The 16,564-nt window shown below is 67.5% G+C and carries 15 protein-coding genes; 7 read left to right on the forward strand and 8 right to left on the reverse strand.

The window, feature by feature from the left end:
- Nucleotides 1-140 precede the first annotated feature (140 nt).
- Nucleotides 141-593, forward strand: a complete 453-nt coding sequence (locus CFB45_RS10285; RefSeq protein ID WP_089425535.1) for a lipocalin-like domain-containing protein — start codon at nt 141-143, stop codon at nt 591-593.
- 6 nt (nt 594-599) lie between these two features.
- Here the strand turns inward: CFB45_RS10285 and CFB45_RS10290 are convergent, their stop codons facing one another.
- The gene (locus CFB45_RS10290; RefSeq protein WP_089425536.1) at nt 600-2,915 is read right to left on the reverse strand and encodes an AsmA family protein; all 2,316 of its coding nucleotides are present in this window, start codon (nt 2,913-2,915) and stop codon (nt 600-602) included.
- A 152-nt stretch (nt 2,916-3,067) separates the two neighbouring features.
- Between CFB45_RS10290 and CFB45_RS10295 the strand changes: the two genes are divergently transcribed.
- Nucleotides 3,068-3,769, forward strand: coding sequence for an ABC transporter ATP-binding protein (locus CFB45_RS10295; protein WP_089425537.1), 702 nt, complete (start codon nt 3,068-3,070; stop codon nt 3,767-3,769).
- Nucleotides 3,766-4,569, forward strand: coding sequence for an ABC transporter permease (locus tag CFB45_RS10300; RefSeq protein ID WP_089425538.1), 804 nt, complete (start codon nt 3,766-3,768; stop codon nt 4,567-4,569). Before CFB45_RS10295 ends, CFB45_RS10300 begins: the two co-directional genes overlap by 4 nt.
- Before the next feature lie 41 nt (nt 4,570-4,610).
- Here CFB45_RS10300 and CFB45_RS10305 read toward each other — a convergent pair whose 3' ends face one another.
- The 3 genes from CFB45_RS10305 to CFB45_RS10315 form a co-directional block, all read right to left on the reverse strand.
- Nucleotides 4,611-5,084, reverse strand: a complete 474-nt coding sequence (locus CFB45_RS10305; RefSeq protein ID WP_089425539.1) for a PliI family lysozyme inhibitor of I-type lysozyme — start codon at nt 5,082-5,084, stop codon at nt 4,611-4,613.
- Between the two features lie 229 nt (nt 5,085-5,313).
- The gene (locus tag CFB45_RS10310; protein ID WP_089425931.1) at nt 5,314-5,865 is read right to left on the reverse strand and encodes a DUF6013 family protein; all 552 of its coding nucleotides are present in this window, start codon (nt 5,863-5,865) and stop codon (nt 5,314-5,316) included.
- Between the two features lie 159 nt (nt 5,866-6,024).
- Complete coding sequence (locus tag CFB45_RS10315) at nt 6,025-7,041, reverse strand: zinc-binding alcohol dehydrogenase family protein (protein WP_089425540.1); 1,017 nt, start codon at nt 7,039-7,041, stop codon at nt 6,025-6,027.
- Nucleotides 7,042-7,163: 122 nt separating this feature from the next.
- Between CFB45_RS10315 and CFB45_RS10320 the strand changes: the two genes are divergently transcribed.
- On the forward strand, nt 7,164-8,105 hold the full coding sequence (locus CFB45_RS10320; RefSeq protein WP_089425541.1) for a LysR family transcriptional regulator: 942 nt from the start codon (nt 7,164-7,166) through the stop codon (nt 8,103-8,105).
- 167 nt (nt 8,106-8,272) lie between these two features.
- Nucleotides 8,273-9,118 carry a phosphoserine phosphatase SerB gene (serB, locus tag CFB45_RS10325; protein ID WP_089425542.1) on the forward strand — a complete coding sequence of 282 codons (846 nt, stop codon included), beginning with the start codon at nt 8,273-8,275 and terminating at the stop codon, nt 9,116-9,118.
- A gap of 87 nt (nt 9,119-9,205) precedes the next feature.
- Here the strand turns inward: serB and CFB45_RS10330 are convergent, their stop codons facing one another.
- From CFB45_RS10330 to rimO, 4 genes are all read right to left on the reverse strand, one after another.
- Entirely contained in the window at nt 9,206-10,387 is a 1,182-nt protein-coding gene (locus tag CFB45_RS10330; RefSeq protein WP_069248082.1) for a cystathionine beta-lyase, read from the reverse strand.
- Nucleotides 10,388-10,500: 113 nt separating this feature from the next.
- A complete protein-coding gene (locus CFB45_RS10335; protein WP_089425543.1) occupies nt 10,501-11,043 on the reverse strand; it encodes a hypothetical protein in 543 nt (180 codons plus the stop codon).
- A 98-nt stretch (nt 11,044-11,141) separates the two neighbouring features.
- Nucleotides 11,142-12,068, reverse strand: a complete 927-nt coding sequence (locus tag CFB45_RS10340; protein WP_089425544.1) for a sugar kinase — start codon at nt 12,066-12,068, stop codon at nt 11,142-11,144.
- Nucleotides 12,069-12,071: 3 nt separating this feature from the next.
- Nucleotides 12,072-13,433, reverse strand: coding sequence for a 30S ribosomal protein S12 methylthiotransferase RimO (gene rimO, locus CFB45_RS10345; RefSeq protein ID WP_027787268.1), 1,362 nt, complete (start codon nt 13,431-13,433; stop codon nt 12,072-12,074).
- Between the two features lie 442 nt (nt 13,434-13,875).
- Here rimO and CFB45_RS10350 point away from each other — a divergent pair, with 442 nt between their 5' ends.
- Both CFB45_RS10350 and CFB45_RS10355 read left to right on the forward strand, forming a co-directional pair.
- Complete coding sequence (locus CFB45_RS10350) at nt 13,876-15,174, forward strand: M16 family metallopeptidase (protein WP_256976620.1); 1,299 nt, start codon at nt 13,876-13,878, stop codon at nt 15,172-15,174.
- On the forward strand, nt 15,174-16,520 hold the full coding sequence (locus CFB45_RS10355; RefSeq protein ID WP_089425546.1) for a M16 family metallopeptidase: 1,347 nt from the start codon (nt 15,174-15,176) through the stop codon (nt 16,518-16,520). Before CFB45_RS10350 ends, CFB45_RS10355 begins: the two co-directional genes overlap by 1 nt.
- The last annotated feature ends 44 nt before the right edge of the window (nt 16,521-16,564 follow it).

Consider the following 16,564-nt stretch of genomic DNA (forward strand, 5'->3'; position numbering starts at 1 on the left):
AAACCGTGTATTTTAGCAGGTGTCGGAGAAACTGCCGACCACGCCGTTCCGGCAGCGCATTTCCGGCCCCCTCGGCCTGCCGCCCGGCGGCCCGCCAACACGACGGCACGCGCCCCACCGCCGCCTTACCGGAAGCCCGCATGCTTGCCAGCCAGCTTCGCGAACAACTCGTCGGCGCGTGGCGCCTCGTGTCCTACGAAATCCGCCCGCGCGACGGCAGCGCGGTCACCTATCCGCTCGGCCGCGACGCGCGCGGCTGGATCCTGTACACGCCGGACGGCTACATGTCCGCCCAGCTGATGGCCGCCGGCCGGCCGGCCTACGCGGACGGCGACCTGCAGGGCGGCACCGCCGACGAGCGCGCGGCGGCCGCCGGCGGCTACATTGCGTATTCCGGCCCCTTTCAGGTCGCCGACGACGGCACGCTGACCCACGAAATGGACGTCAGCCTGTTCCCGAACTGGATCGGCAACGTCCAGCAGCGCGCCGTCAGGCTCGACGGCGATCGCCTGCAGCTCGGCACGGCCGCCCCGGTACGGATCGACGGCCGGGAAGTCGATGCCGTGCTGCTCTGGGTGCGCGCGGGCCGCTGATGCCCGTCACTTGCCGGCCTTCGCCGCCGCCCGCTGCGCCGCCTTCGCGTTCATCTGGCCGAACAGCTCCGAACACGGCACGTCGCGGTTGTTGCTCGGCGCGATCAGCGGAATCAGGGCCGCGAACGGGTTGATCAGCCCGAGGCCGACCATCGCGCCGGCACGCAGCGCGAGCGCGCCCGCGTCGACGCCGACGTTCGGGTTCTTGAACGTGCCCTTCGCATACAGCGGCGAGCGCAGCGAGAAGATCCGGAAACCCTTCGTGTGCGGATGGATCTTCAGGTTCAGCGTTTCGTCGCGCAGGCTGATCGGGCCGTCGACGTTGATCAGCGCGTCGTCCGTATCGAGCGCGAACACCTTCGGGTCGAGAATGCCGTTGGTCGCGACGAAGTCGATCGCCGCGCAGTTGATCTTCACGTCGTTGTTGCCGAACAGCTTCTCGTAGACGACGTTCGCGACGTTCAGCCCCGCCGCTTCCATCAGCAGGCGGCTGATGCGGCCGTCCGTCACGAGCGCCTTCACCTCGCCGGTCGACGTCGCGGCCAGCGCGGCCGGCGAGTTGCCGGTCGCCGACAGCGACGCATCGCCGTTGATCTCGCCGAGCGCCGACTGCATGACCTTCTGCGCCGGGAACAACTGCTTGAGCTTCAGGTGCCGCGCCGCCACGGTGAAGCGGCCCTTCAGCGGCGCACCGCTGCCGTCGAGATGCGCGGTCGTCGCGAGCGTGCCGCCCGCGACGCCGAACTGCAGCGGCTCGAGCGACAGCACGCCGTCCGTCATCACGATGTGCGTGTACAGGTTGGTGATCGGCAGGTCCGAACTCTTGACCAGCTTGCGGCCGGTGAACTTGACGTCCGCGTCGAGCGCACGCCAGCGGTCCGTGCGGAACGTCTCGACCGGCAGCACGCGGCCCGACGGCTGTTTCGTCGTGTCGCCGCGCTTGGCCTTGCTCGCGGCCGTATCCGCGCCGATCACCGGCGCGAGGTCGGAGAACTGCAGCAGGTTCGACACGAGTTCGCCCGACAGCTTCGGCCGCGGCTCGCGCTGCTCGTAGACGAGCGTGCCGCCGAGATCGCTGCCGCCGACGCGACCGTTGAAGTTCTCGTAACGGAAGGTGCTGGCCTTGCGCTTGAAGTTGCCGATCAGTCGCCCTTCCGTCGCGTAAGGCGGCGTATCGGGCAGCGTGATGCCGGTCAGCTGGTAAAGGTGCGACATCGACGTGCCCTGCAGCCACAGTCGCAGATCGATGGCCGCGAGATGCATCGGGTCGGTCAGCGTGCCGACGATCGCGAGCCGCGTGTCGCCGGCCTTCACGTCAGCCTGCAACGGGAACGGCCGCGATGCGTCCTGGATCGCGAGCACGCCGCCCAGCTTGCCAGTGCCGCTGATCGGCACGTTCTTGTAGCGGCCGTCGACCTTCAGCCCGAACGCATAGGTCGGGCCGGACGGCTTCGCGGGCGCTGAGACGCTGCTTGCACCCGATGCGGCAGCGGCAGCCGATGCCGAAGAGGTAGCTGAGGAAGACGACGCCGAAGAGGTAGCTGAGGAAGACGACGCCGGCACCACGGCAGACACGGCCGCAGCACCCGTTGCCGACGCCGAACTCACAGCCTGCGCAGCGGACGCACTCGACGCGGCCTCCGCGTTGGCCTTCGCGCTCAATTGCGCGGCGCCATGCTTGCCGACCCGCTGCGCCGATGCCGCGCGCGACGTCTGCTCCTGCTCCTTCAGCACGTCGCCGAGCGGAATCGGCTGCCCGAGCGTATCGATCGCGACGGTCAGGTCGGCCCTCGTGATCGCGTCGCGGTACGTGACGGTGCCCTTCGCGAAGCCGAAGCTGTCGAGCCGCACCTTCCACGGCGACGGCTGCGACGATTGCTTGAACTGGAAGGTCCACGTGTTGCGGCCGTCGGCGAGCCGCTCGAGGTCGACGGCCGGATTCACGACGTCGATCGACGGGATCACGATTTCATGCGCGAGCAGCGGCAGGATCGCGAGATCGAAGTGCGCGGCATCGAGCGTGACGAACTTGGGCATCTTCGCCCAGTCGGGGTTGCCGATCTCGAGCTGCGTGGCCGTGAAGCTCGGCCAGGGCACCCAGGCGCGCCAGCCGGTTTCGCCGTCGGGGCGGCGCCAGCCGACCTTCAGGTCGCCGTTGATCGCGAACGGGCGGCCGAGTGCGGCCGTGACCTGCTCGTTGACCCACGGCTTCGCGCGGTTCCAGTCGAAGATAAAGAGAAAGACGCCGGCCGCCGCGATGAGCACCGCGACGATACCGACGATCCATGCAGCCGATTTGCCGATGGCTCGGGCTAGCGTCATGGCGGTTCCGTTGTTGTTCTGAAATGTTGCCGCACCATGCCGGGCCGCTTGCGTGGACGAACGGCGCACGACACCCGCGGCTTTTCAATCGGTATTATGACGCACGCCATGGTGACGTTTCGGCGCCATTAACGCTTTTTTTCATTTGTGACATGACAGCCCCCACCGGCCTCATCGATGCAGCGCGCATCACGCGGCGCGATGCCAGCAGCGGCAAGACCCTGCTCGCCCCGACCGATTTCAGCCTCGCGGCGGGATCGCGAATTGCTATCACCGGGCCGTCCGGGTCGGGTAAAAGCGTGCTGCTGCGCGCGCTCGCGCTGCTCGACCCGCTCGACGGCGGCCACATCCTGTGGCGCGGCAAACGGATCCGGCGCAATGCGATCCCGCGTTACCGGCGCAGCGTCGCCTATGTGCGTCAGCGCCCCGCGCAGATGGACGGCACCGTCGAATCGCAGCTGCGCTATCCGTATTCGCTCGCGATCTATCGCGACGTTGCGTTCGATCGCGCGCGCGCCGAAGCGCTCGCCGCGCAGGCCGGCCGGGGTCCCGACTTTCTCGACAAGCGCGCGAGCGACCTGTCCGGCGGCGAAGCGCAGATCACCGCGCTGCTGCGCGTGCTGCAGCTCGATCCCGACGTGCTGCTGCTCGACGAGCCGACGTCCGCGCTCGATCCCGAATCGGCGCGCGCGATCGAAGCGCTCGTCGGCGCATGGTTCGACGCGGCGCCCGACGCCCGCGCGTACTTGTGGATCTCGCACGATCCGGCCCAGGCCGCGCGGATCGGCACGATGCGGCTCGTGATGCAGGCCGGCGTGATGCACGTGGCCAACCCGACGGAGGCCGCGCAGTGAGCCCCGCCCTGCAGGACCTGAGCCTCGTCGACGTCGGCATCGCCGCCGCGCTCGTCGCGGTCAACGGCGCGATCTCGATGGCCCTGTCGCTCGGCCTCGGCCGCAAGCTCGCGCTCGCGGCCGTGCGCACCGTCGTGCAGTTGCTCGCGATCGGCTACGTGCTCGGCTGGGTGTTCGGTCATCCTCACTGGTACATCGTGCTGCCGCTCACCGCGCTGATGACGCTGATCGCCGGGTTCGCCGGCGCGGAGCGCGGCAAGCGCACGTATCGCGGCCAGCGCATCGACAGCATCGCGTCGATCTGGTTCAGCAGCTGGTTCGTCGCGGCGGTCGGCCTGTTCGTCGTGATCCGCATCCATCCGTGGTACGCGCCGCAATACGCGATTCCGATCCTCGGGATGATTCTCGGCAATACGCTCACGGGCGTGTCGCTCGGTGTCGAGCGGATGATGGAAGAACTCACGGCGCGCCGCGACCGCGTCGAAACCGCGCTTGCGCTCGGCGCGACACGCTGGGAAGCCGCGCAGGACGCCGCGCGCCAGGCCGTGCGTGCCGGCATGCTGCCGACGCTGAACCAGATGGCCGTCGTCGGCGTCGTGAGCCTGCCGGGGATGATGACGGGTCAGGTGCTGGCCGGCCAGTCGCCGCTGCAGGCCGTGCGCTACCAGATCGTGATCATGTTCCTGATCGCCGCGGCCTCCGCGCTCGGCACGGTCGGCGCGGTGCTGATGACCTATCGCCGGCTGTTCTCGGCGGATCACCGCTTTCTCGCCGCGCGGCTCGAAGAACGCGCGCACTGACACGCGGCCCCATCGCGCGATGCGTTCGCGCGGTTCGCCAGTCAGCGCGCGCTGCGGCGCTTGCCGAGTGCCTGCCGCAACGCGGCTGCGATGTCCGTGTCCGGCGCGAGCCCGTCGACCGACGCGACGAGCCTTACCGCACGCGGTGTCGTCACATAGGCGTGCGCGCTGACATAGCCGCCGCTGCCGGCCGAGCGCGTCGTCACGACGAGCGCCTGCGGCGCACGTGCACCGAGGTCGGCCACGAATGCATCGGTGACCGTACCATCACGCGCATGCAGCGCGCCCGTCACGTAATCGTCGGTATCGAAGCCGGGGGCGGCATGCGCGGTCGAATACACGCGCACCGCGTAGCTGCCGGTCGAGCAGGGTTCGAGCGCGCCGCTCGACACGACCGCCACCTGCTGCCGCGACGGCAGCCCGACTTTCTTCACGAAGCCGCAATCGTCGGCCGCGTGCGCGTGTGCGGCAACGAACGCAATGACGTACAGCAACGCGCGCATTCGGTATTTCATAGGGATGTCGTGACAGGAAGGTGATGATGCGGGCGAGCATGGCGTGACATGCTCATGACGTCATGCGGGTCGCTACGGCCGTCGCACGGCGAACGGCTGCCATGCCGTTGAAGCAGGTCGCGAGAAAGCATGGTGACGGCGACACGAAACGGTCACGTGTCGCCGCGTGGTACCGCAAGTCGAATCCGTTGCGCGCGCACCCGCTCCGACGCCGGCCCGCGCGCACCGTTCAGCGCTTGATCGACACCGTCACCTTCGAGCCATCGCTCATCGTGACGGACTTCGACCCGCCGTTGGTCGGGATCGACACCCACTTCACCTGGCTCACCGACACGACGTCCGGACACTGCAGCGACTTGCCGCCGGCCGTCACGTTGCGCGTGCCTTTCGGCGCGGCCGCCTGGAAGCTCAGCTGCACGTTGGCGACCCCCTTCGCGTCGATCGACGGCGCGAGCCGCACCTGGGTCTGGCGCACCATCGCGCCGTTCTCGTCGCGCGGCAGGTTGTCGGCGTTCGGGCAACCGTCCGGCATCGCGACCGCCCCGCTCGGCGGCACCGACTTCCAGTTGAAGTCGTCCGTCTCGCCCGAGCGGATCTTGCGGGTCTCCTGCGTATTGCCGAAGCTCTTCGAGTCGACCTTGACGGTGTATTCGAGCTGCCCGGTACCGCCGCCCTTCAGGCTGCCCTTGACCGGCGGCGCCGCGAATACGCTCGCGCTGATGCACGCCGCCGCGAACACGACCGACCACGTTGCGGCGACTGACAAGCTGCGTTGGCTCATGCTGACCTCCTTGGTATGCGGCGGCACGCGCGTGCCGCGCGGTTTTCGATGCATGATGCGCTGCCAGTCTACCGCCAAGCGGCATGCAATGCGCCGCAAACGCATCGGGTGTTACCCCGCTTGCGTTCGCGGCGCCGCAACCTTAAACGCGAGGCCGGCTCAGAAGCCGCTCAGCACGAGCTTGCCGATCGAGCGTCCGGCCTCGAGCAGCTGGTGCGCGCGCCGCACGTTCGCCGCGTTGATCGTGCCGAGCTGTTCGCCGACCGTGGTGCGCAGCGTGCCGCCGTCGACGAGCCGGGCGACTTCGCCGAGGATCCGGTGCTGCTCGATCATGTCCGGCGTCTCGAACATGGCGCGCGTGAACATGAATTCCCAATGAAACGCCGCGCTCTTCGCCTTCAGCAGTTCGACCGGCACCGGCTTGTCGTTCTCGACGATCGTGCAAATGCCGCCCTGCGGCCGGATGACCTCCGCAGCGGCAGGAAAGTGACGATCCGTGTCGTTGAAAATCAGCACGTAGTCGACATTCGGATACCCGGCCTCGCGCAGCTGCGCAGGCAGGTCGCCGAAATGGTCGACCACCATATCCGCGCCCAGCGAGCGCACCCACTCGGTCGACGCCGGCCGAGATGCAGTTGCGATCACGTGCAGCTTGCCGAGCGCCTTCGCGAGCTGGATCGCGATCGAACCCACGCCCCCCGCGCCGCCGATGATCAGCACCGACTTGCCGGCGTCCGCGCCCTGCGGCGACACGCGAAGCCGGTCGAACAGCGCTTCCCACGCGGTCAGCGCGGTGAGCGGCAGCGCCGCGGATGCGGCGAAATCGAGCGTGCGCGGCTTCAGCGCGGCGATCCGCTCGTCGACCGTATGGAATTCGCTGTTCGCGCCCGGCCGCGTGATGCTGCCCGCGTAGAACACTTCGTCGCCGGGCCGGAACAGCGTGACATCGGCGCCGACCGCGACCACCGTGCCGGCCGCATCCCAGCCGAGTACGCGCGGCGTGTCCTCGACCTGCGGCTTCGGCGCGCGCACCTTGAAGTCCACCGGGTTCACGGAAATCGCCTCGACCTTCACGAGCAGGTCGCGCGAGCCCGGCACGGGCTGCGGCAGCTCCACGTCGAGCAGCGCTTGCGGGTCGTCGATCGGCAGATAACGGGTCAGTCCAACGGCTTTCATCACGACACTCCTTCAAGGAAACCTGTGGGCCGCGGCGCAGCCCCATGAACGTCATCGTAGGCAACCCGATCATTCGAGAAAAGCGCTATATTTCCTGAAACATTTTCAGGAATTTCAGAATAATGGCCTCCGATCCGATTCCGGCCCCCGACAAGCCGCTCGACCTGCTCGACGTCGCGCTGTTCGTGCGCGCGGCGCTGCTCGCGAACGTCACCGCGGCCGGCCGTGAATTCGGCGTGTCGGCCGCGGTCGCGAGCGCGCGCATCGCGCAACTCGAACGCCAGCTCGGCGCACGGCTGCTGCATCGCACCACGCGCCGCATCAGCCTCACGCAGGACGGTGAAGTCTTCATGGCGCACGCCGACACGCTGCTGTCGGCCGCCGATGCCGCGCGCGCATCGGTCGGCCACGGCCGCTCCGAGCCGTACGGGCGGCTGAAGGTGTCGATGTCGTCGTCGTTCGGTCGCCAGCATGTCGCGCCGGTGATTCCCGCGTTCCTGCGCCGCTATCCGTCCGTGTCGCTCGACCTGCGGCTGTCGGACGAGATCGTCGACCTCGTCGACGACGGCTACGACGTCGCGATCCGCCTCGGCGCGCTGAAGGATTCGACGCTCGTCGCGCGCAAGCTCGCGACGAACCGCCGCGTGCTGTGCTGCTCGCCCGCGTATCTCGCCGCACACGGCACGCCGCGCCATCCGGCCGACCTCGCTCAGCACGAGTGCGTGATCCTCGGCGACCAGCGCGACTGGTCGTTCGCCACGCCGCAAGGCCCGCTCACCGTGCGGGTGGGCGGCCGGCTCGTCGCGAGCAACGGCGAGGCGATCCGCGAAGCGCTCGTCGACGGCTTCGGGATCGCGATCAAGTCGACCTGGGACGTCGGCCCGCTGCTCACGAGCGGCGCGCTCGTCACGGTGCTCGACGACTATCCGTTCGCGGAAGACATCGCGATCTGGGCCGTCTACCCGAGCCGCGCGCACGTTCCGCTGAAGACGCTCGCCTTCATCACGTTCCTGGCCGAGCATTTCGGCGACCCGCCGTACTGGGATCGCGCGGACGGGCCATGACCGCCCCGCCGCGCACGGTTTCGATCCGCCCCCCGCCGCCGCGTGCGGCCAACCGGCTACAATGGCGCGTTCGCCACGCAAGGGCCCGACGCCGGACGGGGCCCGCACCGGCAGGCGGCCGCCCGTTGGCCGCCTACGCATTTCATTCGTTTCCCAACCATCCCGTCATGACCCACAACCTCGTCATCCAGAGTCTTGCGCCGCTGTCGGACACCCATCACAAACCGCTGCTCGCGCTGTCGCGCGGCACCCGCATCGTGCAGACCGACGATCATGCGCTGCGGATCGACAACGCGAACCCGGCGCAACGCCTCGACATCGATGCTTACTGCGGCACGCACGCGCTCGACTTCGCGTTCGTCGAGGCCGGCCTCTCGCTCGGCGATTTCGGGCTCGCCGTGATGGACATGGATTCGACGCTGATCACGATCGAGTGCATCGACGAGATCGCCGATTTCTGCGGGCTGAAAACGCAGGTCGCCGAGATCACCGAAGCGTCGATGCGCGGCGAAATCCGCGACTTCAACGAAAGCCTCACGCGCCGCGTCGCGCTGCTGGCCGGGCTCGACGCGCACGCGCTCGAACGCGTGTACGAGGAACGGCTGCAACTGTCGCCGGGCGCCGAGAAGATGCTCGCCGGCGTGAAGGCCGCCGGCATGAAGACGCTGCTCGTGTCGGGCGGCTTCACGTTCTTCACCGAACGGCTGAAGGCGCGCCTCGGCCTCGACTACGCGCATGCGAACACGCTCGAGATCGTCGACGGCAAGCTGACCGGCAAGGTGCTCGGCGAGATCGTCAACGCCGACGTAAAGGCGCGCCTGCTGCGCGAGACGTGCGCGTCGCTCGGCCTCGAGCCGCGTCGCGCGATCGCGATGGGCGACGGGTCGAACGACCTGAAGATGATGGCCGAAGCCGGGCTGTCGGTCGCGTACCACGCGAAGCCCGTCGTGCGCGATGCGGCGACGGTCGCGTTCGATCACGTCGGCCTCGACGGGCTGCTGCGGCTGTTCTGATCCCGCGGAATCCGAAATGAAAAACGCCGGCGCGATGCAACATCGCGCCGGCGTCTTGTTTTTCTGCCGAACGTTGTCAGCGGGCGATCAGCCCAGCGCAGCCTGCATCGCGCGCTCGATGTCCGCACGCAGGTCGCCCTCGTCTTCCAGGCCGACATAGAAACGTACCAGCGTGCCGCGATGCGCCCAGTCCGGACGCATCGACGCGACGTCGTAAGGCATCGCGAGGCTGCACGCGCCGCCCCAGCTCCAGCCGATCGCGAACAGCTCGAGCGACTCGACGAAGCGGTCGACCTGCTCCGCACTGTAGCGTTCGTCGAACACCACCGAGAACAACCCGCCCGCGCCGGTGAAATCGCGCATGAACGACGCGTGCCCCGGGCAATCGGCGATCTGCGGGTGCAATACCGCCGCGATCTCCGGCCGCGCCTTCAGCCATTGCGCGAGCGCAAGCGCGCTCTTGCTGTGCGCGTCGAAACGCACCTGCATGCTCGGCAGGCTGCGCAGCACGAGCGAGCAATCGTCGACCGACACGCCGACACCGCAGCGCATCCGCGCGAGCTTCAGCTGTGCATGCAGCGCCGCGTTCGCGGTGATCGTCGCCCCCATCAGCACGTCGCTGCCGCCCGACTGGTACTTGGTCAGCGCCTGCACCGAGATGTCGACGCCGTGTTCGAACGGCTTGAATGCGAGCCCGGCCGAAAAGGTGTTGTCGATCGCGGTGACGATGCCGCGCGCCTTCGCGGCCGCCGTGATCGCCTGCACGTCCGGCACTTCCATCGTCACCGAGCCCGGCGCCTCGATCCAGATCAGCCGCGTGTTCGGCTGGATCAGGTCGGCAATGCCGGCGCCGATCAGCGGATCGTAGAAGCGCGCGGTGATGCCGAAATCCTTCGCGAGCCAGTTGCCGAAATCGGCGTTCGGCCCGTACACGTTGTGCGGAATCAGCACGTCGTCGCCGGCTTTCACGATCCCGAAGTAGACGTTCATGATCGCCGCGAGGCCCGACGGCTGCAGCAGCGCATGCGTGCCGCCCTCGATCTCGGCAAGCCGCTGCGCGAGCGCGAGCGACGTCGGCGTCGCATGCAGGCCGTAGCGCCACTGGTTGTCGTTGTGCCAGACGAGCGCACGCATCGTCGCGAGATCGGGAAACACGACCGTCGACGCGCGCGCGACCGGCGGCACGAACGAACGGAAGCCTTCCGGGATCACGTCGTCGGGTTGAACGATGCGGGTTTGCAGTGCGCGCTTGGGAGTGGATGCAGTCATGACGGGAAGCCGGGCACGAGGCCGTTCGGTTGCGGAATATGCAGCTAGATTAGCCAAAATCGGCGCAATTGGCCCGGTACAATGCGCGCCGCACGCACCGAGCCAGCGCGGGTTCAGTCGTCGGTGCGCAGGTTGACGACGCCGCCCACCGTCTCGATTTCCTGCACGCGGCCGTCGCGCACCTGCAGCGCCGCACGCTTGCCCGGCGCGAGACGCAGCACGACGGGCTGCGGATCCGACTCGTCAGAATTCATCCGGTCGGCCTTCAGGGCACCCGTCGCGTCGAAGCGGCCGATCCACACGCCCGTGATGTTCGTGCCGTCGTTCGATTCCTCGATTTCGAGCGTGTCGCCGTCGCGATCGCCCGCGAGCAGCACGACCTCGCCCGTATCGGCGAACTGGTATTCGCCGTGCACGCCTTCCTCGTCCGTCTTCGGGCCGAGATGCACGACGATCGGCCGGTCACCGAGCGTGCCTTCGTAGCGCGGCAGGCGGGCGAACTCGGGATTCGGCTTCAGCGGCCGCGCCATTGCCGGTTCATCCTGCTGCGCGCCCGGCGCGACAGCCTGCGCCGCGACGACGCCCGGCATCACCATGCCCGCCGCCAGCGCGCCCGCGACGACGAGCGCCCGTTGCCATTGCGAATATCGACCCACCGTGTGTTGCTCCTTGCTTCAGATTCGCTCGAAAATCGCGGCGATGCCCATGCACATCGTCACGAGCGCGTTGCCGTGGCCGGCGTGCGCATGCCGCGTCAGCCCTGCATCAGGCGCTCCACCGCATCGCGGTGCGGAATCGGCGCAACCGCGCCGTAGCCCGTCGTCGACAGCGCCGCCGCGGCGTTCGCATAACGCGCCGCCGCGAACGGATCGTCGCCCGCGACGATCCGCGCGACGAACGCACCGCCGAAGCAATCGCCCGCGCCCGTCGCGTCGACGGCTTCGACCGCGAAGCCCGGCACGACGCGCCGCTCGTTCGGCGTCGCCACGTAAGCGCCTTCCTTGCCGAGCTTCAACGCGACGACCTGCGGCCCGTGTTCGAGCATCGCATCGACGATTGCATCACGATCGTTCGCGCCCGTGAGTGCCGTCACGTCGTCCCAGCTGGGCAGGCAGATGTCCGTCTGGCGCAGCGCCTCGCGCATCACCGCGCGAGCCCGCGGCAACGGCCACAGCTTCAGCCGCAGGTTCGTGTCGAAGCTGACCTTCGCGCCGTGGCGGCGCGCGTGGTCGATCCCCGCGAACGCGGCGTCGCACGCGGCCGTGCTGATCGCGAGGCTGATGCCCGACAGGTGCACGGCCTTCGCGGCGGCCAGTGCGTCGAGCGGCAGATCACCTGTTGCATAACGGCTCGCCGCCGAGCCCGCGCGCAGGTAGTCGAACTGGTGACCATCGGCGCCATGCGTGACGAAGTACACGCCGGTCGGCGCCGTGCGGTCGATCCGCACGTACGTCGTGTCGACGCGTTCCGCGCGCCACATGTCGGCCAGCAGGCGGCCGAACGGATCGTCGCCGATCGCCGACACGAAGCCCGTCGATGCGCCCTGGCGCGCGGCGGCGATGCAGAAGTTCGACGTGTCGCCGCCAAAGCCCTGCAGGAATTCAGGCCGGCCCGGCTGCGACTGGTTGAATTCGATCATCGCCTCGCCGAGCGCGAGGATCTCCGGAAATGCGGCGGCCATCGCTTACACCTCGCCCCACAGATCGTGGCCGTCTGCGCCCGTGATCTTCACGGACACGAAATCGCCGACCTTGTAGCGCTTCGATGCCTTCGCCGCCGGCTCGACATAAACGACGCCGTCGATCTCCGGCGCATCCGCCGCCGTGCGACCGATCCCGCCTTCCTCGCTGACTTCGTCGATCAGCACCTTGAGCGTCTTGCCGACCTTGCGCTGGATGCGGTTCGCCGACACTTCCTCGGCAACTTCCATGAAGCGCGCGCGGCGTTCCTCGCGGACTTCATCCGGCAGCGCGCCGTCGAGTTCGTTCGCCGTCGCGCCTTCGACCGGCGAATACGCGAAGCAGCCGACGCGATCGAGTTCCGCTTCGCGGATGAAGTCGAGCAGCGTTTCGAACTGCTCTTCCGTCTCGCCGGGGAAGCCCGCGATGAACGTGCTGCGAATCGTCAGGTCCGGGCAGATCTCGCGCCACTTCTGCACACGCTCGAGCACCTTCTCGGCGTTCGCCGGACGCTTCATGCGCTTCAGCACTTCCGGGTGCGCGTGCTGGAACGGCACGTCGAGGTACGGCAGCACGTGGCCCTTGAACGGGCCTTCGGCCATCAGCGGAATCACTTCGTCGACGCTCGGATACGGATACACGTAATGCAGGCGCACCCATGCGCCGTACTGCGCGGCGAGTTCGCCGAGCGCGGCGACCAGGTCGGTCATGCGCGTCTTGATCGGCTTGCCGTTCCAGAAACCCGTGCGGTACTTCACGTCGACGCCGTACGCGCTCGTGTCCTGCGAGATCACGAGCAGTTCCTTCACGCCCGACTTGAACAGGTTCTCGGCTTCCAGCATCACTTCCGCGACCGGGCGCGACACGAGGTCGCCGCGCATCGACGGGATGATGCAGAACGTGCAGCGGTGGTTGCAGCCTTCGGAGATCTTCAGGTACGCGTAGTGGCGCGGCGTAAGCTTGATGCCGGCCGCGGGCACGAGATCGGTGAACGGGTCATGCGGCTTCGGCAGGTGCGAATGCACGGCCTGCATCACTTCGCCCACCGCGTGCGGGCCGGTGACGGCGAGCACCTTCGGGTGGACTTCCTCGATCAGGTTCGAGCCGCTGGCGCTCGACTTGGCGCCGAGACAGCCGGTGACGATCACCTTGCCGTTCTCGGTCAGCGCTTCACCGATCGCGTCGAGGCTTTCCTGCACGGCTTCGTCGATGAAGCCGCAGGTGTTCACGACGACGAGGTCGGCACCGTCGTAGGTGCCGGAGATTTCATAACCTTCGGCGCGCAGTTGCGTGATGATCTGTTCGGAGTCGACGAGCGCCTTCGGGCACCCGAGGGATACGAACCCTACTTTGGGGGATTGGGACATCTGGAATGTGGGGGCGTGGCAGCAAAAGCGTGAGTTTACAGCCATTTAGGGGTGGCGAGGCAAAACAGGCGATCGGCGGCGGCATCGACCGTCGAATCGGATGCGCGACGCGCCGGCGGGCCGTCATGCGACGGCTGCCCGATGCGTCCCTTTCAATTTGAAATCGCGCTGTCTGTCGCTACGCGTCGACGGCCAAGCCACGCATGGCCGTCGACGAGCGCATCACGGCAGCAATATCCCCGCAACGCGCCCTCGGTCAACACGCATCGAAAAGTATGAAAAACTTCACGCTCGCCGCGCTCGACGCATCGCAGTCAACTGACCGCCGGGCCGGCACCCGATCTTCCGCGTTCATCCTGCCTATACAAAAGGACGCTACATGTCAGTACGACGTTTGATATGCACGTGGCTCTCGCTGTGCCCGTTGATTGCAGGCACGGCGATGGCCCAACCCGTCGAGGTACCGGGCTTTACCCACGTGCGCTCCGTGGGCGGCATCGACGAATACCGTCTGGATGCCAACGGCCTTACCGTGCTTGCCGCGCCCGATTCCGCCGCGACGGTGGTCAGTTTCCAGGTGTTGTACCAGGTGGGTTCACGCAACGAAGCCGCGGGCACGACCGGTGACACTCACCTGCTCGAGCACCTGATGTTCAAGGGCAGCCGGCACTACAACAAGGCGCTCGGCAATTCACTGAACAGCTACATGGAGCGCGTGGGCGCGACCTTCAACGCCACCACGTCGATGGACCGCACCAACTACTTCGGCACGCTCGGGCGCGATGCGCTGGAAGGCTACATCGCGATCGAGGCCGACCGCATGCGCAACCTCCTGCTGCGCCCGGAAGACCTGGCCAGCGAGATGACGGTCGTACGCAACGAGTACGAGCGAGGCGAGAACAGTCCTTTCACCGCCTTGTTCCAGCAGGTCATGGCCACGGCTTACCAGGCGCATCCCTACCACCATCCCACCATCGGCTGGCGTAGCGACATCGAGCATGCGAGCGTGGACAAGCTGCGCCGTTTCTACGACACCTTCTACTGGCCGGACAACGCCACCGTCATCCTGGTCGGCGATTTCCGGCCGGACCAGGCGTTGGGGTGGGTCAGGCAGTATTACGGCGGCATCCCGCGCGCGCCCAAGGCCATTCCCGCTGTCACGACCGAAGAGCCGCCGCAGCAAGGGCCGCGAAGGCTGGTGCTCAAACGCGCGGGCGCAACGGGCAGTCTGATCATCGCCTTCAAGGGGCCGCGCGCGCTCGACCCCGATGCGGCTGCGTTGACCGTACTGGGCCTGGTATTGAGCCAGGGCAAGAGCAGCCGGCTGTATCGCGCACTGGTCGACACCACGGTTGCCACGCAAGCCGGCGCCGGCTTCCATGCGCTGCGCGATCCCGGTCCGTTCGTCGTGACGGTCAGCCTGCCGCCCGACGCGAAACACGAGCAGGCCGAGAAAATCGCCTGGACCGAACTGGAGCGGATCAAGACCGAGGGCGTCACTCGCGAGGATATCCAGCGGGTGCTGGGCCCTTACCGGGCCGATCAGGTCTACCAGCGTGACGGCGTCCGCGCGACGTCCGCCCGATTGGGCCACGCGGTCTCGCTGGGCGACTGGACACGGTTCGTCACCGAGCTTGAAGAACTGGAAAAGGTGACGCCCGCCGATGTGCAGCGCGTCGCCCGCAAGTACCTCGTTGAAAACCAGAGCACCACCGGCTGGTTCGTCCCGGAGAAATCGTAATGAAGCAGGTTCGTTTCAACCCTCTGCGGACGTGGCTCGTGTGGTTCGCCGTGCTATGGCTGCCTGTCGCGGCTCAGGCAGGCATCGCCGAGCGCGTCGTGCGCGCCCAGGCCGGCAGCATCACGCTATTGACCTATTCGATGTCGCCGCAGGAAATGGTCTCCCTGACCGGGGTGATGCCCCTGGGCGATGCCGACACCGCCAGCAAGGCGGCCAATCCCGCCGTGCCGTTGCTGACGGGCATGTTGCTGCAGGAGGGCAGCACCCGTCGCGACAAGGTGGCGATCTCCGCGCTGCTGGAAAGCCTGGGTGCTCAGTTGTCGTTCCAGACCGACGGCGGCTATGTCGGCATACACGGCCAAAGCCTGACCAAGGATTTGCCGACGCTGATCGACCTGATGGCCGAGCAGTTGCGCCTGCCGGCCTTCAAGCCGGAGGAGCTGGCCAAGGCCAAGAGCCGGCTGGAGGCCGCGATCCGTAACGCCGCAGAAAACCCGTCGGCTCGGGCCACCGAGGCGCTGAATCGGTCCATTTACCCCGCTGCCCACCTCAACGCACCGGTGCCGCGCGAACGGATGCTCGACGCGATCGCCGCTGCCACGCTGGACGACATCAAGGCCTTTCATCAAGCCTATTACGGGCCCGCCCACATGACACTGGTCGTGGTCGGCGGCGCGGACCCTCGCCGCCTGCAGTCCATGGTGACCGAAGCCTTCGCGGGCTGGAGCGGGGGCCGGGCACTCGTGCGACAGGGCCCGCCACGCAAAGCAAGCCGGCCCGACACGCAGCGCATCGCCATGGGGGACAAGGAATCCGTCAGCGTGATGCTGGGTCAGGCCATCGACCTGCGCGCCAACGATGCCGACTATCTGCCCCTCAGCGCGGGTGTCAACATCCTGGGCAACGGCTTCACCGGCCGCCTGATGGCAGGGGTCCGCGACAAGGAGGGCCTGACCTATGGCATCCGCGCCGGCCTGTCCGGGCTCTCCCTGATGGACGGCGGATTCGTCATCACCAGCAGCTTCGCCCCGCCCCTGCTGAACAAGGGCGTCGCCAGCACGCGGCGGATTCTGGATGCCTGGTGGAAACAGGGCGTGACCCAAGCGGAACTGGATGCACGCAAGGACGGCATGATCGGCCGCCATCAAGTTGCGATGGAAACCACCGGGCAGATGGCCGCCATGATCGCCCAGACGGTGCTCCAGGACCGCCCGCTGAGTGACCTGGACACTTATCCCGAGCGCGTCCGCGCGTTGACCGTCGAGCAGGTCAACACCGCCATCCGCACGTACCTGGACCCCGACAAGATGACGTTGGTGGAAGCAGGCACGTTTGCGGAGAAATAACCGCAGCCTCGCTTCGTTCCGTGCCCCGCCCGGCTTCGGCCGGG

Origin of the sequence: Burkholderia sp. HI2500 (assembly GCF_002223055.1) — a bacterium.
Taxonomy (GTDB): domain Bacteria; phylum Pseudomonadota; class Gammaproteobacteria; order Burkholderiales; family Burkholderiaceae; genus Burkholderia.